The organism is Lelliottia wanjuensis (genome assembly GCF_030238365.1).
GTDB lineage: Bacteria > Pseudomonadota > Gammaproteobacteria > Enterobacterales > Enterobacteriaceae > Enterobacter > Enterobacter wanjuensis.
Map to the genome: position 1 here is coordinate 133,652 of NZ_JASSOT010000061.1, position 23,319 is coordinate 156,970.

The 23,319-nt window shown below is 59.9% G+C and carries 22 protein-coding genes; 8 read left to right on the plus strand and 14 right to left on the minus strand.

The features are described from left to right. Positions 1-132 precede the first annotated feature (132 nt). Positions 133-1,098, plus strand: coding sequence for an arabinose-5-phosphate isomerase GutQ (gutQ, locus tag QQF33_RS12325; protein ID WP_285150828.1), 966 nt, complete (start codon positions 133-135; stop codon positions 1,096-1,098). Here gutQ and norR read toward each other — a convergent pair. Further along, complete coding sequence (gene norR, locus QQF33_RS12330; RefSeq protein WP_285150829.1) at positions 1,095-2,609, minus strand: nitric oxide reductase transcriptional regulator NorR; 1,515 nt, start codon at positions 2,607-2,609, stop codon at positions 1,095-1,097. The two genes, gutQ and norR, sit on opposite strands and share 4 nt — an antisense overlap. A gap of 187 nt (positions 2,610-2,796) precedes the next feature. Between norR and norV the strand changes: the two genes are divergently transcribed. Beyond that, positions 2,797-4,245 (plus strand): anaerobic nitric oxide reductase flavorubredoxin, encoded by a 1,449-nt coding sequence (gene norV / locus QQF33_RS12335; RefSeq protein ID WP_285150830.1) that lies wholly within the window; start codon positions 2,797-2,799, stop codon positions 4,243-4,245. Beyond that, positions 4,242-5,375 (plus strand): NADH:flavorubredoxin reductase NorW, encoded by a 1,134-nt coding sequence (gene norW / locus QQF33_RS12340; RefSeq protein ID WP_285150831.1) that lies wholly within the window; start codon positions 4,242-4,244, stop codon positions 5,373-5,375. Before norV ends, norW begins: the two co-directional genes overlap by 4 nt. 290 nt (positions 5,376-5,665) lie before the next feature. Here norW and QQF33_RS12345 read toward each other — a convergent pair whose 3' ends face one another. The 4 genes from QQF33_RS12345 to QQF33_RS12360 form a co-directional block, all read right to left on the minus strand. Continuing rightward, positions 5,666-6,694, minus strand: coding sequence for a HoxN/HupN/NixA family nickel/cobalt transporter (locus QQF33_RS12345; RefSeq protein ID WP_285150832.1), 1,029 nt, complete (start codon positions 6,692-6,694; stop codon positions 5,666-5,668). A 1-nt stretch (position 6,695) separates the two neighbouring features. Further along, on the minus strand, positions 6,696-8,918 hold the full coding sequence (gene hypF, locus QQF33_RS12350) for a carbamoyltransferase HypF (RefSeq protein WP_285150833.1): 2,223 nt from the start codon (positions 8,916-8,918) through the stop codon (positions 6,696-6,698). Between the two features lie 5 nt (positions 8,919-8,923). Then, the gene (gene hydN, locus QQF33_RS12355) at positions 8,924-9,469 is read right to left on the minus strand and encodes an electron transport protein HydN (RefSeq protein ID WP_285150834.1); all 546 of its coding nucleotides are present in this window, start codon (positions 9,467-9,469) and stop codon (positions 8,924-8,926) included. Positions 9,470-9,600: 131 nt separating this feature from the next. Next, on the minus strand, positions 9,601-10,614 hold the full coding sequence (locus QQF33_RS12360) for a LacI family DNA-binding transcriptional regulator (protein WP_285150835.1): 1,014 nt from the start codon (positions 10,612-10,614) through the stop codon (positions 9,601-9,603). A gap of 215 nt (positions 10,615-10,829) precedes the next feature. Here QQF33_RS12360 and ascF point away from each other — a divergent pair, with 215 nt between their 5' ends. Then, on the plus strand, positions 10,830-12,281 hold the full coding sequence (gene ascF, locus QQF33_RS12365) for a PTS cellobiose/arbutin/salicin transporter subunit IIBC (protein ID WP_285157883.1): 1,452 nt from the start codon (positions 10,830-10,832) through the stop codon (positions 12,279-12,281). 17 nt (positions 12,282-12,298) lie between these two features. Then, positions 12,299-13,723 (plus strand): 6-phospho-beta-glucosidase, encoded by a 1,425-nt coding sequence (locus QQF33_RS12370; RefSeq protein WP_285157884.1) that lies wholly within the window; start codon positions 12,299-12,301, stop codon positions 13,721-13,723. A gap of 124 nt (positions 13,724-13,847) precedes the next feature. On the opposite strand, the gene hycI is transcribed toward QQF33_RS12370, so the two are convergent. The 9 genes from hycI to hycA form a co-directional block, all read right to left on the minus strand. Further along, positions 13,848-14,303, minus strand: coding sequence for a hydrogenase maturation peptidase HycI (hycI, locus tag QQF33_RS12375; RefSeq protein ID WP_285157885.1), 456 nt, complete (start codon positions 14,301-14,303; stop codon positions 13,848-13,850). After that, entirely contained in the window at positions 14,296-14,706 is a 411-nt protein-coding gene (locus tag QQF33_RS12380) for a formate hydrogenlyase maturation HycH family protein (protein WP_285150838.1), read from the minus strand. The genes hycI and QQF33_RS12380 overlap by 8 nt, the downstream gene beginning before the upstream one ends. Then, positions 14,703-15,470 (minus strand): NADH-quinone oxidoreductase subunit B family protein, encoded by a 768-nt coding sequence (locus QQF33_RS12385; protein ID WP_282493059.1) that lies wholly within the window; start codon positions 15,468-15,470, stop codon positions 14,703-14,705. Before QQF33_RS12385 ends, QQF33_RS12380 begins: the two co-directional genes overlap by 4 nt. Beyond that, positions 15,470-16,012, minus strand: coding sequence for a formate hydrogenlyase complex iron-sulfur subunit (locus QQF33_RS12390; protein ID WP_285157886.1), 543 nt, complete (start codon positions 16,010-16,012; stop codon positions 15,470-15,472). Before QQF33_RS12390 ends, QQF33_RS12385 begins: the two co-directional genes overlap by 1 nt. Positions 16,013-16,021: 9 nt before the next feature. Beyond that, positions 16,022-17,731 carry a hydrogenase large subunit gene (locus QQF33_RS12395; RefSeq protein ID WP_282493057.1) on the minus strand — a complete coding sequence of 570 codons (1,710 nt, stop codon included), beginning with the start codon at positions 17,729-17,731 and terminating at the stop codon, positions 16,022-16,024. A gap of 17 nt (positions 17,732-17,748) precedes the next feature. Then, a complete protein-coding gene (locus QQF33_RS12400) occupies positions 17,749-18,672 on the minus strand; it encodes a respiratory chain complex I subunit 1 family protein (protein WP_285157887.1) in 924 nt (307 codons plus the stop codon). Position 18,673: 1 nt separating this feature from the next. Further along, positions 18,674-20,500, minus strand: coding sequence for a formate hydrogenlyase subunit 3 (gene hycC, locus QQF33_RS12405; RefSeq protein WP_285157888.1), 1,827 nt, complete (start codon positions 20,498-20,500; stop codon positions 18,674-18,676). Continuing rightward, positions 20,497-21,105, minus strand: coding sequence for a 4Fe-4S dicluster domain-containing protein (locus QQF33_RS12410; RefSeq protein WP_282493054.1), 609 nt, complete (start codon positions 21,103-21,105; stop codon positions 20,497-20,499). The genes hycC and QQF33_RS12410 overlap by 4 nt, the downstream gene beginning before the upstream one ends. A gap of 70 nt (positions 21,106-21,175) precedes the next feature. Next, entirely contained in the window at positions 21,176-21,631 is a 456-nt protein-coding gene (gene hycA / locus QQF33_RS12415; protein WP_282493053.1) for a formate hydrogenlyase regulator HycA, read from the minus strand. Positions 21,632-21,838: 207 nt separating this feature from the next. Between hycA and hypA the strand changes: the two genes are divergently transcribed. From hypA to QQF33_RS12430, 3 genes are read left to right on the plus strand one after another with little or no spacing between them, the layout of a single operon-like run. Continuing rightward, entirely contained in the window at positions 21,839-22,189 is a 351-nt protein-coding gene (gene hypA / locus QQF33_RS12420) for a hydrogenase maturation nickel metallochaperone HypA (RefSeq protein ID WP_285144850.1), read from the plus strand. A 3-nt stretch (positions 22,190-22,192) separates the two neighbouring features. Beyond that, positions 22,193-23,056, plus strand: a complete 864-nt coding sequence (gene hypB, locus QQF33_RS12425) for a hydrogenase nickel incorporation protein HypB (protein ID WP_282493051.1) — start codon at positions 22,193-22,195, stop codon at positions 23,054-23,056. Next, complete coding sequence (locus QQF33_RS12430; RefSeq protein WP_282493050.1) at positions 23,047-23,319, plus strand: HypC/HybG/HupF family hydrogenase formation chaperone; 273 nt, start codon at positions 23,047-23,049, stop codon at positions 23,317-23,319. The genes hypB and QQF33_RS12430 overlap by 10 nt, the downstream gene beginning before the upstream one ends.

Here is a 23,319-nt window from a genome sequence, read left to right on the forward strand (position 1 = left end):
GGTTCTGCGACCCTTCGCAAAACTTTTGTCATTCCTTAAGATTCTGACCTTTCGAATGCACTATCATGAGCGCTGCCCTTCTGTTTGCTCCGCGCAGACAGGAAGAGAAAGGAACGCTAACCGGAGAGAAAGATGAGTGATTTTCTGCTAAACACAGGCCGTCAGACGTTAATGCTGGAGCTTCAGGAAGCCAGCCGACTGCCGGAAAGGCTGGGCGAGGATTTTGTCCGCGCGGCCAATACCATCATCCATTGCGAAGGCAAAGTGATTGTCGCAGGCATCGGGAAGTCCGGCCATATCGGCAAGAAAATTGCCGCCACCCTCGCCAGCACCGGCACCCCCGCCTTCTTTGTCCATCCGGCCGAAGCGCTGCATGGCGATCTGGGGATGATTGAAAGCCGCGACGTGATGCTGTTTATCTCCTACTCCGGCTCGGCGAAAGAGCTCGATTTAATCATTCCGCGCCTGCAGGAAAAATCGGTCGCCCTGCTGGCGATGACCGGAAAATCACGCTCACCGCTGGCGCTGGCCGCCAAAGCCACGCTGGATATTTCTGTGGAACGCGAAGCCTGCCCGATGCATCTCGCCCCGACCTCCAGCACCGTCAACACCCTGATGATGGGCGATGCGCTGGCGATGGCGGTAATGCAGGCGCGCGGCTTTAACGAAGAAGATTTTGCCCGCTCGCATCCGGCGGGTGCGCTGGGCGCGCGGTTGCTGAACAAAGTGCATCATCTGATGCGCACCGACGACGCCATCCCGCAGGTGAAACTCACCACCAGCGTGATGGACGCAATGCTCGAACTGAGCCGCACCGGCCTGGGGTTAGTCGCCGTGTGTGATGAGACCGGGCTGGTCAAAGGGGTCTTTACCGACGGCGACCTGCGTCGCTGGCTGGTCGGCGGCGGCAAACTGGAAGCCATCGTCAGCGATGCCATGACCACCGGCGGCCTGACGCTCAACGCCGAAAGCCGCGCCATCGAAGCCAAAGAGATCCTGATGAAACGCAAAATCACCGCCGCACCGGTGGTGGACGACAGCGGCAAGCTGTGCGGCGCGATCAACCTGCAGGATTTCTATCAGGCCGGAATTATCTAGCCCTTCAGCCCAAGACGTTTCGCCAGCCGATGCAGGTTGGCGACGTCTGTCTCTAACGCCCGGGCGCTGGCCGCCCAGCTGCGGTTATTCTGCTCCAGCGCGCGGGTGATCATCTGACGCTGGAAAGCTTCCGTCGCCTCACGCAGGTTTTCAGCGGTTATCGCGGGCGCGTCCGCCACCGCGACAGGCATCGCCTCGTCATGCAGGGCAAAATGCCGGGCGTGGATCACCACTTCATCGCCGGTCCGCGCCGCGCGCGCCAGTACCACCGCACGGTGGATGGCATGTTCCAGCTCGCGCACATTCCCCGGCCAGCCGTAGCTCAGGAGATGGCGGCGCGCGCCGGGGCTGAGCACCACGCGGGAGAGTCCCATTTTTAGCCGACACTGCTCGCAGAAATAACCTGCCAGCAGGACCACATCTTCACCGCGCTCGCGCAGCGGCGGAACCGAAAGCGGAAACACACTTAAGCGATGGAACAGATCGGCGCGGAAATTCCCGGCCAGCACCTCCTCGCGCAGATCGCGGTTCGTCGCCGCCAGTACACGCACGTCCACCCGCAGGCTACGGTCGTCGCCGACGCGCTGAATATCACCGTACTGCAACACGCGCAGCAGCTTGGCCTGCAGTGCCAGCGACAGCTCGCCGATTTCATCGAGGAACAGCGTGCCGTTGTCGGCCATCTCAAACTTGCCGCTGCGGTTGCTGATCGCCCCGGTAAACGCCCCTTTCGCGTGACCGAACAGCTCGCTCTCCGCCACGCTCTCCGGCAGCGCGGCGCAGTTCAGATAGACCAGCGGATTGACCGCCCGCGGCGAGCCTTCGTGGATCGCCTTCGCCACCAGCTCTTTGCCGGTGCCGGTTTCCCCGCTGATTAAAACGTTCAGATCGGACGCTGCAACGATATCGATCTCTTTTTTCAGCTGCATCATGCCCGCCGACAGTCCGATCATCTCCGTGTGCGCCACCTGCTCAAACGCCGCCGGGCTGCCCGGCAAAATGTTCTGGCTCTCCAGCTGTTCAATCAGCAGCGCGTTGTTCAGCGCCCCGGCGGTCAGAGCGGCAATCAGGCGCAACTCTTCGTCGCTAAAAGAATCGAACTGATCGGGCTGAAGCCCGTCGAGGGTCAGGGCACCAATCAGGTTTTGCCCGGCGAACAGCGGCAGGCCGATGCAGGCATGGACTTTCAGGCTCTCCTGACCAGGAATTAAACCGTCGTAGGGATCGGGCAGATCGCTGTCAGCCGGGAAACGCACCACGTCGCCCGCACGGGCAATGGTTTCGAGACGCGGATGGCCTTCAAGCTTAAAGCGCCGTCCCAGTACGTCCTGCGCCAGCCCGTCGATCGCCAACGGAATGAACTGCCGCCCTTCGTAGCGCAGCAGCGCCGAGGCGTCGCAATCCAGCACGTGGCGCAGGGTGGAGATCAGCCGCTGGAAGCGGTCCTGATGGCCGATACCGGTCTGTAATTCAATGGCGATCTTCGCCAGCACTTCTACGGAAAAGCTCATTTGCGCCTCGCGGTCATTTTGACAATCCATACTGTCATATTGACGATAAATCGCATAGTCATATCGACTACCTCTTGCGGGTGACTTTTTATAAAACCATTTTAAATTAACAACTTAAAAAACTGGCACGCAACTTGATATAGCTAAACCATCTTATTGAAAAACACCGTCTTAATTTGAGGTTGCTATGTCTATTCTGGTTAAAAATAACATTCATTGGGTTGGCCAACGTGACTGGGAAGTGCGTGATTTTCACGGGACCGAATACAAAACGCTGCGCGGCAGCAGCTATAACAGCTATCTGATCCGTGAAGGCAAAAACGTGCTGATCGATACCGTCGATCACAAATTCAGCCGCGAGTTCGTGCAAAACCTGCGCAGCGAAATCGATCTGGCTGACATTGATTACATCGTGATTAACCATGCGGAAGAGGACCACGCGGGCGCGCTGACCGAGCTGATGTCTTATATTCCGCACACGCCAATCTACTGCACCACCAACGCCATCGATTCGATAAACGGCCACCATCACCACCCGGAATGGAATTTCCACACCGTCAAAACCGGCGATGCGCTGGACATTGGTAACGGCAAGCAGCTGATCTTCGTCGAAACCCCGATGTTGCACTGGCCCGACAGCATGATGACCTACATGACCGGCGATGCGGTGCTGTTCAGTAACGACGCTTTCGGCCAGCACTACTGCGACGAACGTCTGTTTAACGACGAAGTGGATCAGACCGAGCTGTTCGAGCAGTGCCAGCGCTACTACGCCAATATCCTGACCCCGTTCAGCCGCCTGGTGACGCCAAAAATCACCGAAATCCTCGGCTTTAATCTGCCGGTCGATATGATTGCGACCTCGCACGGGGTGGTCTGGCGCGAAAACCCAACGCAAATCGTGGAGCTGTATCTGAAATGGGCGGCGGACTATCAGGAAGATCGTATCACCCTGTTCTACGACACCATGTCCAACAACACCCGCATGATGGCAGACGCCATTGCCCAGGGCATTAACGAAGTCGATCCGAACGTGGCGGTAAAAATCTTCAACGTGGCGCGCAGCGATAAAAACGAGATCCTGACCAACGTCTTCCGCTCGAAAGGCGTGCTGGTCGGCACCTCCACCATGAATAACGTGATGATGCCGAAAATCGCCGGTCTGGTCGAAGAGATGACTGGCCTGCGTTTTCGCAACAAACGCGCCAGCGCCTTTGGCTCCCACGGCTGGAGCGGCGGCGCGGTGGATCGTCTCTCTACCCGTCTGCAGGATGCCGGTTTCGAAATGTCGATGAGCCTGAAAGCGAAGTGGCGTCCGGACATCGACGCGCTGGAAATTTGCCGTCAGCACGGCCGCGACATCGCGCGTCAGTGGGCGCTCGCTCCACTGCCGGAAGCGGCCCCAAAAGCGCCTGAACAGAAAGACGATTGCGCCTGCGCTGCGGCGGCAGCCGCCGATCTCGGCCCTTGCATGCAGTGCAGCGTCTGCCAGTGGATTTACGATCCTGCCCTCGGCGAACCTTTACAGGATGTCGCCCCAGGCACCCCGTGGCGCGACGTGCCAGACAATTTCCTGTGTCCGGAATGTTCCCTCGGGAAAGACGTCTTCGACGAACTGGCGACGGAGGCAAAATGAGCCACGGCATTGTGATCATCGGCTCGGGCTTTGCCGCCCGCCAGCTGGTGAAAAATATACGCAAGCAAGACACCAACGTCCCGCTGACGCTGATCGCCGCCGACAGCATGGACGAGTACAACAAACCTGATTTGAGCCATGTCATCAGCCAGAATCAGTGCGCCGACGACCTCACCCGCCAGACGGCGGGGGAGTTCGCCGAACAGTTTAACCTGCGCCTGTTCCCGCACACCTGGGTGACGGACATCGATGCCAGCGCCCGTGTGGTGAAGAGCAAAGACCAGCAGTGGCAGTACGACAAACTGGTGCTGGCGACGGGCGCGTCTGCCTTTGTGCCCCCCGTTGAAGGTCGCGAACTGATGCTGACGCTGAACAGCCAGCAGGAGTATCAGGCCTGCGAAACCCGGCTTCGTAACGCGCAGCGGGTGATGATTGTCGGCGGCGGTCTGATTGGCACCGAACTGGCGATGGATTTTTGCCGCGCCGGGAAAGCGGTCACCCTGGTCGATCACGCCGCCAGCATTCTGTCGGCCCTGATGCCAGCGGAAGTGAGCAGTCGCTTACAGCATCGCCTGACCGAGATGGGCGTCCATGGGCTTCTGAAATCTCAGCTCCAGAGCCTGACGGAAACCGAAAATGGCATTCGCGCCACGCTGGATCGCAACCGCAGCGTTGAGGTGGACGTGGTCATCGCCGCAACGGGTCTGCGCCCGGAAACGGCGCTGGCGCAGCGAGCCGGAGCGGACATTCACCGCGGTGTGAAGGTGGACAGCTATCTGCAAACCTCGCAGCCCGACATTTATGCCCTCGGCGACTGCGCGGAAATCAACGGGCAGGTCCTGCCGTTCCTGCAGCCAATTCAGATAAGCGCGATGTATCTGGCGAAGAATCTGCTTGGGGTCAACGCACCGCTGAAGCTGCCCGCGATGCTGGTGAAAGTCAAAACGCCAGAGTTGCCGCTGCATCTCGCGGGAGAGACGCAGCGCCAGAATCTCAACTGGCACATAGCGATTGAGCCACAGGGGATGGTCGCAAAAGGCATCGATGGTGACGGCCAGCTGCGCGCCTTTGTGGTCAGCGAAGATCGGATGAAGGAGGCTTTCGCTCTGCTAAAGTCGCTGCCCGTTTAACCCTTAACCCTCTGCCACGTTTACTTAACCTTAGGATTTTATTATCCGCTACCCCGTTTTTACGGGGTATTTTTTTGCGCATTCTATTCACAAGGTAAATGCAAAGAAGATAAATCATCGCCATCAGTCCCTTTTTTATTATTTATATGAATACATAGAGCGAAAGGAGTGAATATATAAATGCGCGTTATTCATTCCTCTCGAACCATATATATTTTATATTTTTTGATAAATTGATTATCAGGCGTAATTTAATTGAAACAGATAATAAAAAGCAATTTATGCTTAGATTATTTTTTTAAATAATGATTAGACACATCAGCCAGCCCCAGCGCATCGTAGCCGCGCCAGCGGTAGTTCAGCATCGACAGGCACCAACAGACAACAAACAAACCGATAACAATAAATCCGGCGTCGCCGAGATTATTATTAATGGCAGCCACCGCGTCCCAAATACTGCCGCTTAATGCAAATTTATCCATAATCAGGCCGAGCGCTTCCAGGCCGCCGATAAATAACGCCACCACCACCGAGGTCCCCGTGATGGTCATATTGTAATAAAGCTTGCGCTGCGGTTTATTGAATGCCCAGCCGTAGGCGCCAATCATCAGTAAATTATCGAGGGTATCCACCAGCGCCATGCCGCTGGCAAACAGGGCCGGAAAGATCATAATCGACCACACCGACATGCCGTTCGAGGCGCTGGCGGCTGAAATCCCCAGCACGCCGATTTCGGTGGCAGTATCAAACCCGAGGCCAAACAGAAAACCGACCAGATACATCTGCCAGCTTTTGCTCACCAGACGAAACGTCGCGCCAAACAGCCAGCTCATCACCCCGCCCTGCGCCACGGGTTCAGCATTGACCGCCTGACCTTTTTTCAGCGCCTGAAAACTGCGCCAGACGCCGCGGAGAATGACCATGTTCACCAGCGCCATCGCCAGTAAAAAGGTGGCGGAAACGGCGGTGCCGATCAGGCCGCCGGTCTCGTGAAACCAGCTCATGTTCTTTTGAAACGCCGTCGCCGTGGCGGCAATCGCTACCGAGGCTAGCACCACAATGGTCGAGTGCCCCAGCGAAAACCACGCCCCGACGCCGGACGGCCGTTTACCCTGCTGCATCAGCTTGCGCGTCACCGTATCAATCGCGGCGATATGATCGGCGTCGACCGCGTGGCGCAGGCCGTAACACCACGCCAGCAGGCTCGCCGCCATCAGCGTGGTACTCCCGCTGAAGGTGTGCCAGGCCCAGCCCCAGGCGAGCAGATTAGCCGCCAGCAAAATCAGAAGAAGCGGTTCGTTATAGAGGCGTCGAAGCATGTCAGTTCCTGTGTGCGAGCATTCGGGCGGCAGCCACCGCCGCCTGCCCGAACGAAATCGCCCCATCGCCCGCGGGTAACTGCCCAGGAAACAGGAGCGTAAATTCAGAGAGATAGCATTGCAGCCGCACGCGCAGCAGTCGGTTGTGCAGCACGCCGCCGCTAAAGCAGAGTGTCGAAATACCCAGGCGTTCGGCGTGATGAACCATCAGTTCTGCGAGCCCTTTTGCCAGCGCGTCATGGAAGGCCCACGCCCGTTCGGCGGGCGTCGCCTGCCAGTCGAGCCACTGCTGCCAGAATGTGGACATATCGTCCACCGCCAGCGTCACCGGATGATGCATGCCGGAGCAGGTCGCGGCGAGGGCTTCAAGCTGACAGGCAGCTTCGCCTTCGTAACTTTGCCTGTCGGGCGCAATGCCGAGGGCACAGGCCACGGCGTCAAACAGCCGTCCGCAGGAGGAGGCCTGCGGGGCGTTGATTCCCCGCGCCACCGCCGTCGCCAGCAGCGGCCAGTTGTGCGCCTGCACGGCGCGCATTTCAGGCCGGGCCTGCCAGTCCGGAACAAACGCCAGACACTGCGCCAACAGATTCCGCCACGGCTCGATGGCCGCCAGATCCCCCCCCGGCAGCGCCACCGCAGGCAAACCGCCAAGGTGAACGCATTCCAGATAATTCACCCGCAGGCACTCGCCGCCCCATAGCGCGCCGTTCTCGCCCATCCCGATCCCGTCGAGTGTCAGGGCAATCACGTCGCCGCCGTTGAGCGGCCAGCCGTTTTCGGCCAGACACGCCGCCGCGTGAGCATGGTGATGAAGCACTGTCTCTTTCGGCAGCGCCAGCGCTTCGGCCCACCGGGCAGAACGGTAGCCCGGATGAGCATCGCACACCACGCGTTCCGGCTGGAAATCATACATCTGCTGAATTACCTCCAGCGCCCCGCGCCACTGGCGTTCGACACCGTCGTCGTTCAGATCGCCAAAGTGCTGACTCAGCACCGCCTCCCCGCCGCGCACCAGGCAGAAGGTGTTTTTCATCTCCGCGCCGAGACAGAGCATCGGCGGGATATCCGTAAAGCCTGCGGGGAGCGAAATGGCGTCCGGGACAAAACCCCGCGCACGGCGCAGCATCGCGCCCTGCGCGTCCATCACCGAATCATCCATGCGCTGCAGGATGTCGCGGTTATGCAGCAAAAATCCGTCGGCGAGTTCGCCCAGTTCCTCCAGCGCCTGTTCGTTGTTGAGCGCTGGCGGCTTGCCGCTCAGATTGCCGGATGTCATCACCAGCGGGCGGGCGCAGTCGTCCATCAGCAGATGTTGCAGCGGGTTGGACGCGAGCATCACGCCGATGCAATCGAGATCCGGCGCGATGTTGTGCGGCAGAGGCGGCAACGCGCTTTTCGCGGTCAGCACAATGGGTGCGGCGGGAGAAAGTAAACGCTCCCTGACGGGGGCAGGTAAGCCATCGGCATGAGGCAGCATCACCGCCAGCGGTTTCGCCGGACGATGCTTCCGCTCGCGCAGGCGCGCCACGGCCAGTTCATTATTCGCGTCGCAGGCCAGATGAAAACCGCCGAGGCCTTTGATCGCCACGATTCCGCCGCTTTTCAGCATCGCAACGGCAGCCGCTAAGGCGTCATCACGCGTCAGGCGACGGTCACCGGCGCGCCACTCCAGCTCCGGCCCGCAGTCCGGGCACGCCACCGGCTGGGCGTGAAAACGCCGGTCCGCCGGATTGCGGTATTCGTGCTCGCACGGCGCACACAGCGGAAAGGCGGCCATCGCCGTATCAGGCCGGTCGTAGGGCATGGCGCGAATGATGGTAAAACGCGGGCCGCAGTGGGTGCAGTTGATGAAGGGATAGCGGTAGCGGCGTTCGCGCGGATCGCGCATTTCAACGAGGCACGCCGGGCAGGTCGCCGCGTCCGGGACGATTTGCGTCGCCATCGCCCCGCCCGCGCTGTGGCGGATGGTGAACTTCGCAGGCAAATGCGGCCAGGTCAACGGCTGAGTTTCAACGCTGTCGATACGCGCCAGCGGCGGGCAGTCCAGCAACAGCCGCTGTTGAAACGCCGTCGCCTCATCCGCCAGGCGCACCAGCACGCCCTCCCCGTCGTTACAGACGTCACCGCGAAGGCCAAGCTGATTCGCCAGCTGCCAGACGAAGGGGCGGAAACCTACCCCCTGCACTTTGCCGCGCACCCGCAGCTGCACGCCGTTACGGCTCATGATGACTAAAACAGCATCGATGACGAGGTGTCGAACGCCGCGCGGCGACGCTTCTCGGCGCTCATCTGTTCCAGCTTATTACGATCGACGCAGACCAGGGCGTGCGTCGGGCAGGCTTCGATGCACGCCGGGCCGCTTTCGCGGTGGTTGCACAGATCGCATTTGTTGGCTTCGGCTTTGTCGGCGCGCACGCCCAGGCCCGCGCCGCTGTTGCGCACAACCGGACGCACGACCACTTCCATCGCGCCGTACGGACAGGCCACGACGCAGGTTTTACACCCGATGCAGCGCTGCTGCATCACCTGCACAAAGCCGTTTTCACGGTTAATCGCCCCGTTAGGGCAGACATTCGCACAGGGCGCGTCTTCGCACTGGCGGCAAATCGCCGCCGTTGAGATATTCACGCCCTTGATGACATGAATACGCGGCAGGAAAGATTCCGGGGTCAGGGACGCGCAGTCCTGCTGCGCCTGATGGGACACAACACACGCCACTTCACAGGTACGACAGCCAATACATTTACTGGCATCAGCCATAATAAAACGGTTCATCTGCTTCTCCAGCATTAAGTTATGCGGCGAAACATACATAAAGCGTGCCACATTTTAATTCACTGATTTCACTGAACTTAATCAGTGGCCCCAGATGTCATCGTCACGAGTGACGATGACATCTGTCGACATCAGACATGAACGTGAGCGGCAACCGAATCACGCAGGATTAGCTCACCGGGGAAGGCCTGTTGATAGTTGAACTCGCCGCCGTCGAGCATAAAAATCAGGCGGCTGATGGTCTCTTTGATCATCTCCGTGACCGGAATACGCACGCTGGAGAGCGAGGGCACGATGTAGGGGGCGATAGCCACATCATCAAACCCAACCACCGACACCTCGCCCGGCGTGGCGATCCCGCTTTCATGAAGCTGTTTCAGCGCACCGATCGCCATATCGTCATTGCTGGCGACCAGTGCGGTAAATTTTGCGTTGCGTTCAAGCAGCGTGGCAACGCCCGCCGCCCCGCTCTCCGGGGTCCATTTCCCCTCGACCTGCAACTCGTCGCGCAGGGGAATGTAGTGCTGTAACAGCGCCTCTTTGTACCCGGAAAGACGCTCGATACCGGTCGGGGAATCCAGCGAACCGGTGATAAAAGCGATATCCCGATGGCCCATCGCAATCAGCTGCGACACCGCGTCCTGGCACGAGGTTTTATGATCGGACCACACGCAGTGGCTGCTGTTTTTGCGCAGTCGACGGTTCAGCACCATGATCGGCTGCTCCTGCTTTTCGATAATCTCATCCATCTCATCGACGCTTAAAAAGCGCGGATAGATGATGATCGCATCGCAGCGCATGTCGAGCAGATACTGGATCGCCTCGCGCTCTTCGTCGGCGCTGTGCTTCCCGTCCGCCAGAATCAGCTGACGGCCTTTTTCTTCCGTCATGCGCGCCGCGTGGAACAGCAGTTCGCTGAAATAGACGCCGTGATACAGGGTGTTGGTGACCACCAGCCCCAGGGTTTGCGTCCGTTTGGTGGCGAGGTTTCGCGCCAGTAAATTCGGGCGGTAGCCGCTCTCTTCAATCGCCTGAAAAACCCGGTCTTTTGTCTCCTGGCTCACGTAGCCATTGCCCGAAAGCACCCGAGAAACCGTGGCCTTCGACACCCCTGCCCGCTTCGCCACTTCCAGCATCGTGGTCATCTGAATATTCCGTCTAAAACTGATGCGCCGAAGTGTACTGCACCGCGCGAAAATTGTCGCAGCGCGTATCTCACGCTTTTGAATGGTCAAAGTGATCGCTATCACGAATGTAAAAAATGCATAAATCACCATCTTGTTTCATACGAAGAAACTCATCATGATTTTGTGGAACCGGTTTCCTACACGTTCTCACTATTACAACAGGATCACTTCCGATGGCCAAAAATTATGCCGCGCTGGCGAAAGACGTTGTCAGCGCGCTCGGCGGCAAAGACAACATCGTCGCCGTCACCCACTGTATGACGCGCCTGCGCTTTGTGCTGCAGGACGAAAGCGCCATCGACAGCGCGACCCTCAAAAGCATCAGCGGCGTGCTCGGCGTGGTGCGCAATGACAATCAGTGCCAGGTGATTATCGGCAACACGGTTTCTCAGGCGTACCGCGAAGTGGTGAATCTGCTGCCCGCCGGAATGCGTCCTGCTGAGCCGCAAGGTCCGCAAAAACTGACCCTGCGCCGGATCGGCGCCGGGATCCTCGACGCGCTGATCGGCACCATGTCCCCGCTGATCCCGGCGATCATCGGCGGTTCGATGGTGAAGCTGCTGGCGATGATCCTCGAGATGACCGGCGTGCTGACCAAAGGCGCACCGACGCTCACCATTCTGACGGTGATCGGCGACGGCGCGTTCTTCTTCCTGCCGCTGATGGTGGCCGCCTCTGCCGCCGTGAAATTCAAAACCAACATGTCGCTGGCGATTGCCATCGCGGGCGTGCTGGTCCATCCGAGCTTTATCGAGCTGATGGCGAAAGCCGCCCAGGGCGAGCACGTGGAGTTCGCCTTTATCCCGGTCACCGCAGTGAAATACACCTACACGGTGATCCCAGCGCTGGTGATGACCTGGTGCCTGTCGTACATCGAACGCTGGGTGGACAAGATCACCCCGGCGGTGACCAAAAACTTCCTCAAACCAATGCTGATCGTGCTGATTGCCGCCCCGCTGGCCATCCTGTTGATTGGTCCGATCGGTATCTGGATTGGCACCGCGATTTCCGCGCTGGTTTACACCGTGCACGATTATCTCGGCTGGCTGTCCGTCGCCATCATGGGCGCGCTGTGGCCGCTGCTGGTGATGACCGGGATGCACCGCGTCTTTACGCCAACCATCATCCAGACTATCGCCGAAACCGGCAAAGAAGGGATGGTCATGCCGTCGGAAATCGGCGCGAACCTGTCGCTCGGCGGTTCTTCGCTGGCGGTAGCGTGGAAAACCAAAAACCCGGAGCTGCGCCAGACGGCGCTCGCGGCGGCGGCGTCCGCCATCATGGCGGGGATTTCTGAACCGGCCCTGTACGGCGTGGCGATTCGCCTGAAACGCCCGCTGATTGCGAGCCTGATCAGCGGCTTTATCTGCGGCGCGATCGCCGGTATGGCGGGGCTTGCCAGCCACTCCATGGCGGCACCGGGCCTGTTTACCAGCGTCCAGTTCTTCGATCCGGCAAACCCGATGACCATCGTCTGGGTGTTTGGCGTGATGGCCCTGGCCGTGGTGCTCTCCTTTGTTCTGACCCTGATCCTCGGCTTTGAGGATATCCCGGTCGAAGACGAGGCTGAGAAAGCCCGCGCCCTGCAAACCGCACCGGTTCCGGCACACGAGGCGCGAGCCTGATGAATAACGAGGTCAACATGTCTGTTTTTCCAGAAGGATTTTTATGGGGCGGTGCACTGGCCGCCAACCAGAGTGAAGGCGCTTACCGTGAAGGCGGCAAAGGGCTGACCACCGTCGATATGATCCCCCACGGCGCGAACCGGATGGCGGTGAAGGTCGGGAAGGAAAAACGTTTTACGCTTCGCGACGACGAGTTTTACCCCAGCCACGAGGCGATTGATTTTTACCATCGCTACAAAGAAGACATCGCCCTGATGGCGGAGATGGGCTTTACGGTGTTCCGCACTTCCATCGCCTGGAGCCGTCTCTATCCGAACGGCGACGAGCCGCTGCCGAATCAGGACGGCATCGCCTTTTACCGCGCGGTGTTTGAAGAGTGCAAAAAGTACAACATCGAGCCGTTAGTGACCCTGTGCCACTTCGATGTGCCGATGCACCTGGTCACCGAATACGGCTCCTGGCGCAACCGCAAAATGGTCGATTTCTTCGCCCGCTATGCGCGCACCTGTTTCGAGGAGTTCAACGGCCTGGTGAAATACTGGCTGACCTTCAACGAGATCAACATCATGCTGCACAGCCCGTTCTCGGGCGCGGGGCTGGTGTTTGAAGAAGGCGAAAACGAAGATCAGGTGAAATACCAGGCCGCGCACCACGAGCTGGTGGCGAGCGCGCTGGCGACCAAAATCGCCCACGAGGTGAACCCGGAAAACCAGGTCGGCTGCATGCTGGCGGGTGGGAATTTCTATCCTTACTCCTGCAAGCCAGAAGACGTGTGGACGGCGCTGGAAAAAGACCGCGAGAACCTGTTCTTTATCGACGTGCAGGCGCGCGGCAGCTATCCGGCCTACTCGGCGCGCGTGTTCCGCGACAAAGGGGTGACGATTGTTAAAGACCCGGCTGACGACCAGATCCTCAAGCACACGGTCGATTTTGTCTCGTTCAGCTATTACGCGTCACGCTGCGCCTCGGCGGAGATGAACGCCAACAACACCAGCGCGGCGAACATCGTCAAATCCCTGCGCAACCCGCACATCGAAGTGAGCGAATGGGGCTGGGGCATCGACCCGCTGGGCCTGCGCATCACGATGAACATGATGTACGACCGCTACCAGAAACCGCTGTTCCTGGTGGAAAACGGGCTCGGTGCGAAAGACGAGATCGACGCGAATGGTGAGATCCACGACGACTATCGCATCAGCTATCTGCGCGAACACATCCGCGCGATGGGCGATGCGATTGAAGACGGCGTCCCGCTGATGGGCTACACCACCTGGGGCTGTATCGATCTGGTGGCGGCATCCACCGGGGAGATGAGCAAGCGCTACGGGTTTGTGTATGTCGATCGCGACGACGCGGGCAACGGCACGCTGGACCGGAAACGCAAAAAATCGTTCTGGTGGTATAAGAAGGTGATTGCGAGTAACGGGGCGGATCTGGGGTAGTCAGTTTTTGTAGGCCGGGTAAGGCGTAGCCGCCACCCGGCGGAAACAGCGCTGCGGCCTGAAATTGCCCGGTGGCGCTGCGCTTATCGGGCCTACAAAACTCTGTAGACCAGGCAACAACGGCTCATAACTGCGCAAATCCCCCATCCGCTTCCCACCCCGCCAGCCGGGAATAGACCAATTCTACCGCCGCTTTAATCGCTGGCGTCATCGGGTAATAAAACCCGACAATATCCGGCTGAATGCCCAAAAACAGCACCTCGCCCACGTCGTCTTTAATCTGATCGACCAGATAGTTGAGCGGCATATTGTGGGTGGTCATCATGAACATCTCCGCGATATCGTCCGGGTCGATCAGACGGATTTCGCCGGGGTTGAGCCCCATGTCCGTCGCATCGACAATCAGCAGACGGTCCGGGCGCAGTTCGCGCAGGGCGACCACGTCGTTTTCCGGCGCGCTGCCGCCGTCGATCACCCGCCAGTTGCCCTGCGGATTCGCGAAGCACATTTCCGCCAGCAGCGGGCCTGCGCCGTCATCGCCCATCATGCTATTGCCGACACACAGTAAAACGTCAGTCACGTAATCTCCTCACCATCAGGTAGATGGCGCTCTCCTGATGAATATCATGCAGCATGCTGAGCAGCGTTTTGCTCCACGCCTGCTGGGCGGGGGTTTGCACCGCCAGCGCCGCGTCAAAGGCGTTCGCCAGCATGGCGATATGGTTGCTGTCGATGACGATCTCGCCATACTTCGGCACGCCTTCCATTTTACGCCGCGCCGTACTGCCCGCCTCCAGCGTGCCGATCCACGCCAGATACTCTTGCCACGGGCAGCTCAACGCCGCCTCTAGACAGTCGATCACGCCAAGGTGGTGGCCAATCGCCAGGCTGTAATAGACCACCTGCTGGGCCGCATCCGGCGTCGCATCGTTCTCATCGATAAATTTACGGCTCAGCTGACTGAACACCACCTGTTCGCTCATCGGATGCGCGCCTCGTCGACCACCTGGTTGAGGTTCGCCACGATCTCGTTCAGACGCGGATCTTTTTCCGCCTCCAGCCAGCGCTCAACCTGATGCTCGCCCTGGCTCAGCAGACGCAGATAGTCATCGGCAATCTGGCGGCCATAGCGATATCCGGCAAGACGACGCGCCGTCCTGTCGACTTTCACCCGCAGCGGCTGCACCATGTCCGGATGCAAAATCTGCGCGGGCTGATTGTCGATTTCCCCCGGCTCGCGGGCGTGGATTTTCTGCTCCAGCAGCCCCAGCGCCATCGCAAAACCGTACAGCGTCGCGGCAGGCGTCGGTGGGCAGCCGGGAATATAGACATCCACCGGCACGATTTTGTCGGTGCCGCCCCACACGCAGTAGAGATCGTGGAAGATGCCGCCGCTGTTGCCGCACGCCCCGTAGGAGATGCAGATTTTCGGATCCGGCGCCGACTGCCAGGCGCGCAGCGCCGGAGATCGCATCGCGCGCGTCACCGCGCCGGTGAACAGCAGAATGTCCGCATGACGCGGAGACGGCACCACTTTGATGCCAAAACGTTCGGCGTCAAACAGCGGCGACAGAGTGGCGAAGATTTCAATCTCGCAGCCGTTGCACCCCCCGCAGTCCACGCGGTAGACGTAGGCGGAACGTTTGATTTTCTTTAGCAGGGACGCTTTCATGTTGGCGATGGATTCATCCACCGTCATCGGCACCGGAATGCCGTTATCGTCGCGCGGGCCGAGTAAATTATTCATCAGCTGGCTTCTCTCATGTGGCGGGTAATATCGATGCGGTCGGACGGCAGCAGGCACTTCTGACGCTTGCACTCCGGGCAGGTTTCAAACCCTTCCCGGTGCAGTTCCGCGCGCGCATCGCCGTTGTGTTTCAGCAGCGCGATGGCGTAGTCGATCTCTTTTTGCACGGCGAACGGATGGTTGCAGACGCGGCAATGGCACAGGTCAAAGCGCGACTGCTGAAGGAAATCGGTTTTGTTCCACACCGCCAGCTCGTACTCCTGCGAGAGCTTAATCGCCGCCGTCGGGCAGACCTCTTCGCAGCGGCCGCAGAAAATGCAGCGCCCGAGGTTGAACTGCCAGGCCAATTCATTCGTTGCCAGATCCGTCTCCACCGTCAGGGCGTTCGACGGGCAGGCGTTCACGCACGCCGCGCAGCCGATGCACTGCTGCGGGTTGTGCTCCGGTTTGCCACGAAAGTTTTTATCGACCGGCATCGGCTCAAGGGGATAACTGCTGGTGACCGTGCCGGTTTTGATCACTTTTTTGATAAAGGTAAACATGACGGCTCCTTATTTCAGCGGCGAGTTCTTGCGCTCGATGCTGTAGCGTTCAAGCTCTTTGTACGGCACCACCTGGCTTTTCTTCTTGCGTACATCCACCACCGTCATGCGGTCGGTACAGGAGTAGCAAGGATCGAGGCTACCGATGATCAGCGGCGCGTCAGACACCGTGTTGCCGCGCAGCATGTAGCGCAGGGTCGGCCAGTTGGCGTAGGTCGCCGCACGACAGCGCCAGCGGTAGAGCTTCTGGTTGTCGCCGGTCATGCTCCAGTGGATATCATCCCCGCGCGGCGCTTCGGAGAACCCGAGCGCGAAGCGGTTCGGAATATAGGTAAAGCCTTCCACCGCCAGAGGACCGCCCGGCAGGTTATCCAGACCAAAGTCGATCATATTCAGCGCGGTAAAGACTTCGTTGATGCGCACTTTCAGGCGGGAAATCACGTCGCAGCCCTGCTCGGTGTGAACCGTCATCGGCAGCAGGCCGTAGCCAACGAACGGATGATCGGCGCGGGTATCGCGGGCGTGACCGCTGGCGCGCACCATCGGGCCGACGTTGCTGAAGTCGCGGGCGATCTGCGGATCGAGACGACCCACGCCGACGGTACGCTGCTCGATGTTGGGCGTGCTGAGCAGCATATCCACCAGATCCTGCACGTCGCGGCGCATCTGCTGCGCCAGCAGGCGGGTCTGGATCATGTCGTCTTTCAGCAGATCGCGGCGAATCCCGCCGATCAGGTTCAGACCGTAGGTTTTACGCGCCCCGGTGAGGATCTCCGCCATTTTCATCGAGGCTTCACGGACGCGGAAGAACTGCATAAATCCGGAATCAAAGCCGACGAAGTGACAGGCCAGGCCGAGGTTGAGCAGATGCGAGTGCAGGCGCTCCACTTCCAGCAGAATGGCGCGGATCATCTGGGCGCGCTCCGGCACCACGATCCCCATCGCGTTTTCCACCGAGGTGGTGTAGGCGGTGCTGTGGGCGAAGCCGCAGATCCCGCACACGCGATCCGAGAGGAAGGTGACTTCGTTGTAACCCATGCGGGTTTCCGCCAGTTTTTCCATTCCGCGGTGGACGTAGAACAGGCGGTAATCGGCGTCGATAATGTTTTCGCCATCGACAAACAGGCGGAAGTGGCCCGGTTCATCGGAGGTGACGTGCAGCGGGCCAATCGGCACCACGTTGTTCTTTTTGCTGCCGAGTTCGTTGATGAACTCGTAGGTTTCGCTGTCGGTGGTCGGCGCAGGACGCTGGCGATAGTCCATGCTGTCTTTGCGCAGCGGGTAGAGTTCATCCGGCCAGTCGTCGGGAAGCACCAGACGACGTTCATCCGGCAGGCCGACCGCGATCAGACCGTACATGTCGCGCACTTCGCGCTCGCCCCACACGGCAGCAGGCACGCGCGGCGTGACGGATGGGTATTCCGGTTTATTCGGATCGACTTCGACGCGCACCGTAATCCAGCACTTCTCGCCCTGCTCCATCGACAGCACGTAATAGACCGCGTAGTTGCCGCACAGCTGGCGTTCGTCGTTGCCGAACAGCACCGACAGCCAGCCGCCCTGCTGGTAATAAAGAAACTCCACCACTTCCGGCAGATAGTTCACCTTGATGGTGACGGTGATCTGGTCTTTGGTCTGCCAGCTCTCCTCCAGCACCACGCCGGGAAACGCCTGATGCAGTGCGGCGAGATACTGTTGACCTGTTTTTTCTTCAGACATGCTAAAACTCTCTGTAATCACGTCACCAGCAAGGAGACGAAGGCTAAAAAGGCGAACCCGAAACCGGCCCAGGTGATGCGCGAAGTGGCGTTGAAACGCAGACGCGCCATGCTGTTTTCAAACAGGGCGATGATCAGCACACCGACCACCAGCTTGAGCACGGCCATTACTACCGCCAGCAGCAAACCCGCCGCCGTGAAGTGCGTCATCTGTCCCCACGGGAAGAAGACGCCGACAAACATCTGCAGCACCACCAGCTGTTTAAGGCTGATGCCCCATTTCAGGACCGCAAAACCGTAGCCGCTGTACTCCGTGAGCGGGCCTTCCTGCAGCTCCTGCTCCGCTTCCGCGAGGTCAAACGGCAGTTTTCCCATCTCGATAAAAGTGGCGAACGCACAGGCGCAGAGGGCCAGAATCAGCGGAACGCTGCGGGCAACCGGCCAGTGATAGACGGTATCCGCGATAAAGCTGATGTGGGTCGAACCCGCGACCTGCGCCGCGACCCACAGGCCCAGGAGCAGAATCGGCTCAACCAGCACGCCGAGCATCGCTTCGCGGCTGGCGCCGATACCGGTAAACGGACTGCCCGTATCCAGCCCGGCAATCGCAAAGAAAAAGCGCGCGATGGCGAAGAGGTAGATCAGGGTAATCAAATCACCCAGCACCGGCAGCGGCGACGCGACCGTCACCACCGGCAGCGCAGTGGCGATGGTCAGCATCACGCCGACCATCACGAACGGCGTCAGGCGGAAGACCCAGCCGGAGGCATCCGGAGCGATGCTCTGACGACCCATCAGCTTGAAGAGATCGCGGTACTCCTGGAGGACGCCAGGACCGCGACGGTTGTGCATCCGGGCGCGGGCCACGCGGGTGATGCCCGAGAGAAGTGGCGCAGCGGCGAATAACACCAGCGCCTGAAGTAATGCCAGTAACAGACTCATGTCAGGCTCCTCGTGAAATCACAATCACCACCAGCACCGCCAGCTCGACCAGCGCCAGGCGACGGAACAGCGTGGGCGCGACCGCGCTTTGCCAGCCGGGGATCATCCTGACCGGATTCAGGGCGTGGCGCAGTTTCAGCACAAAGGCGAAGTTCTCTTTCACCGGCATCGCAAAACCGTGTGCGGTAATCACCATCGACTGCTCGTGCTCATACCCGCACGCCCATGCCGTGCCGCGTGAACGGGCGGGCAGACGGTCGCGTTTGAAGAACATCATCAGCACAAGCGGCAGAAGCGGCGCGGCGATCAGCAGCAGAGCTATCATCGGCTGCGAAACGGCGGTGTGCGCGGTGGTGAGCGGCAGTGGAACCGCCGAACCCAGCAGCGGCAGCAGCCACGGCGCAGCTACCCCGCCTGCGATGCAGCACAGGGCCAGCAGCACTACGCTCGCCGTCATCAGGGCCGGTGCGCAGCGGGCGTTTTCCGCCTCGCGGGTGCGCGGCGCGCCGAGGAAGGTGACGCCGTAAACTTTCGCCATACACATCACCGCCAGCGCGCCGGTGATCGCCAGACCGACAACCAGCATCGGCCCCAGCAGACGGGCGATAAAGACGTCGCTCTGGCCGAGAGCAAAGAAGGACTGATAGATCACCCACTCACCGGCAAAGCCGTTGAGTGGCGGCAGCGCGGCCATCGCCATCAAACCGACCAGCATGGCGAGCGAAATCAGCGGCATTTTCTTGCCGATACCGCCGAGCTTCTCGATATCGCGATGCCCGGTGCGGAACCAGACGCTGCCCGCCCCGAGGAACAGCGTGCTTTTAAACAGGCTGTGGTTAACGAGGTGATACAAACCGCCGATAAACCCGGCGGCGATCAGCGCCGGATGGTTCAGCGCCAGGCCGGTCAGCCCCGCGCCCAGACCGAGCAGGATGATGCCGATGTTTTCCAGGGTGTGATACGCCAGCAGACGCTGGATGTTGTGCTCCATCAGGGCGTACAGGCCGCCGACAAACGCGGTGATCATCCCGGCAATCAGCAGCACTACGCCCCACCACAGCGGCGGCTGGCCGCCAACCAAGGAAAGGGTCAGGATGCCGAACAGACCGACTTTCATCACCACCGTCGAGAACAGCGTCGCGGCGGGGGCGGACGCATTGGCATGCGCCTGCGGCACCCAGCCGTGCAGGGGAATAATCCCCGCCAGCAGACCAAAGCCGACCACGCCCAACAGCCAGATATCCGCGCCGAACGGCAGCATCTGCGCGCGGGCGCTCAGGAGATCGAGCTCCAGCGTGCCGTAGCGCTGCCACACCAGCCAGCAGGTCAGCGCCAGCAGGACGGTGCCGAGACGCCCGAGGGCAAACCACAGTTTCCCGGACGGGCTGCACCCGGTCAGGAACACGCCGCACAGGGCCATGATTTCCGCCATCACCACCAGCGCGGCCAGGTTGCTGGCGACCACCGTACAGACGGCGGCGGCGAGCAGGAGATTAACCAGCAGACCGTTCGGTTTGGTCTGCGGATGGCGATGCCAGTCAATGTTGAACAGACTGACGAACAGGCCGCACAGGCCAAAGGTGATGAGCCAGATCGCGTTCAGCGGTGTGAGCTGGACGGTGTGGCGAACCAGCGGCATCACGCCTTGCGCATGCAGACCGCCGGTAAGCACCATAAATCCGGCGCAGGTTGTGATCGCACCCCCCAGCGCGCCGCCGATCCCGGCGGTCCATCCGCTGAGGGTTTTGTGGAACGAGAAGAGCAGCGACAGCACGGCGGCAGCCACAAACCAGGCCACGGCGCTGTTAATCAGAGTCACAGCGTTCATTTCGCCCCCTCGTTTTGCGCCTGGAACAGCGAAAGATCGCCAAAATCGGTATTTATCGTCAGCTCGCGTTTGCGTTTACTGGTGCGCGCGATATCGCGGATGTTGACCAGAATCAGCGCTTTGGTCGGGCAGGTGCGCACGCACGCCGGGCCTTGCTCATCGAAGCTGCACAGATCGCATTTCACCGCTACGGCGCGCACGCCCGGCACCCAGTCCAGCAGGCTGCTGACGCGGGCCGGTGCGGGAGGCGCTGGCGGCGCTTTTGGCGAGTTGGCGTTGGCCGGAATATGCAGCGGGCGGCTGCCGGAAAATTCAATCGCGCCAAACGGACAGGCGATGCCGCACAGCTTGCAGCTCACGCACAGGCTCTCGTTCAGCTGCACCGCGCCATCGATACGGGTGATGGCATTCACAGGACAGACGCCCGCGCAGGGGGCATCCTCACATTGATGGCAGAGCTGCGGGGCAGACTCTTTTTCATTACGCATAACGCGCAGGCGCGGCATCGACTGCAGCCCGTGCAGACGGTGTGTTTCGGAACACGCCGCTTCACAGGTGTGGCAGCCAATACAGACCGTCGAGTCAGCAATTACAAAACGGTTCACCGGGTAGTCCTCAGGACAGTGTCATTTTTGACGACGACGTGCCATCTCGACACATCTCGACACGTAAACATCAGGCAGTGCGCGATTCGCTCACCAGTTCGTGCAGATTCACCGGGAGGTTGTGTTCCACCGCCGCATAGAGGCCGTCGTACACCGGCGCGATTTTTTCCAGATAGTGTTCAAGCACCTGGTGGCGATCGCGGGTGCTGACGTGACCGTCAACCATGCCGTCGGTCATCAGCTGCGCCTGGGCAATGCGCTGCCTTTCGCCGTCTTTGGTTTCGACGTGGTATTCGATGACATGGCTGTTGAAGTTGTCCGCCAGGGTGACGTAAATCGTGAAGTGGCCGAAGAGGATGAAGCACAGATCCTCCTGCGCCGCACAGCTCATGGCGTGGTGCAGATGGGCTTTTGACAGGGTGATGCCCTGAACCAGTGAGTTGCAGTAGAGGTGCCACTGCTCCTGTAATTGTTGATGGCGTTGCGCGATGTAATCCGCTTTTTCGCTAAGTTCCCAAATAGTCATCTCAGGTATCCGGTTAATGGAGATGAGGGCTGATAAGCAGATTTTGTGCCAGTTTTTATCATGCTGATATTTATCGATTTTTTATCATCATCACTGTCAACATCAGCGTGTCGACGTGTCATTTCGTCAGCGCCGACATCGTCACGCCTTATCTCAAATTAAGCTGGCATCGTTATTGCATTAACGCCTAAAACATCAGGAGGCGTCATGCACGAAATCACCCTCTGCCAGCGCGCGCTGGAACTTATCGAACAGCAGGCCAGGCAGCACCACGCAAAACGCGTCACCGGCGTGTGGCTGAAAGTCGGGGCGTTTTCCTGCGTCGAGCCCAGCGCCCTGACCTTTTGCTTTGAGCTGGTGTGCCGCGACACGCTGGCGGAAGGCTGCGAGCTGCATCTCGAAGAGCAGCAGGCCGAATGCTGGTGCGAGACCTGCCAGCAGTACGTCACGCTGCTGTCATCGAAAGTGCGAAGCTGCCCGCAGTGTCAAAACACCGGGCTTAGGATCGTCGCGGACGACGGCTTGCAAATCCAGCGCCTCGAAATAGACCAGGAGTAAATCATGTGTAGTACCTGCGGTTGCGCCGAAGGCAACCTGTATATCGAAGGGGACGAGCATCGCCCCCACTCCGCGTTTCGCTCCGCGCCCTTCTCTCCCGCCCCGCGCAACGCATCAGCGTTGACCGGCCTGCGCTTTGCGCCGAAGCCATCGGACGAAGGCGACCTGCATTACGGCCACGGCGAAGCGGGCACCCACGCGCCGGGCATGAGCCAGCGTAAAATGCTGGAGGTGGAGATCAACGTGCTGGACAAAAATAACCAGCTCGCCGCCCGCAACCGCGCGCGTTTCGCCGCTCGCCAGCAGCTGGTGCTGAACCTGGTTTCCAGCCCCGGCTCCGGCAAAACCACCCTGCTGACGGAAACCCTCAAACGCCTGAACCAGCGCGTCCCGTGCGCGGTGATCGAAGGCGATCAGCAGACTGTGAATGACGCCGCGCGTATTCGTGAAACCGGCACCCCGGCCATTCAGGTGAATACCGGCAAAGGCTGTCATCTGGATGCGCAGATGATTGCCGACGCCGCGCCGCGTCTCCCCCTTCCTGATACGGGCATTCTGTTTATCGAGAACGTGGGCAACCTCGTCTGCCCGGCCAGTTTCGACCTCGGTGAACGACATAAAGTGGCGGTGCTCTCCGTCACCGAAGGGGAAGACAAACCGCTGAAATACCCGCATATGTTTGCCGCCGCCTCGCTGATGCTGCTCAACAAAATTGACCTGCTGCCGTACCTCGATTTTGACGTCGAGAAGTGCCTGGCCTGCGCCCGGGAAGTGAACCCGGAGATTGAAATCCTGATGGTCTCCGCCACCAAAGGCGACGGCATGGAGAGCTGGCTGAGCTGGCTGGAGAACGAGCGATGTGCATAGGCGTTCCAGGACAGATTCGCGCCATCGACGGCAACCAGGCCAAAGTCGAAGTCTGCGGGGTGCTGCGCGATGTCGATCTCACGCTGGTGGGCGTTGTGGATGAAAACGGCGCCTCACGCCTCGGTCAGTGGGTGCTGGTCCACGTCGGTTTTGCCATGAGCGTGATTAACGAAGACGAGGCCCGCGACACCCTCGCGGCGCTGCAAAACATGTTTGAAGTCGAGCCGGACGTCGGCGCGCTGCTGTTTGGCGAGGAGCGTTAA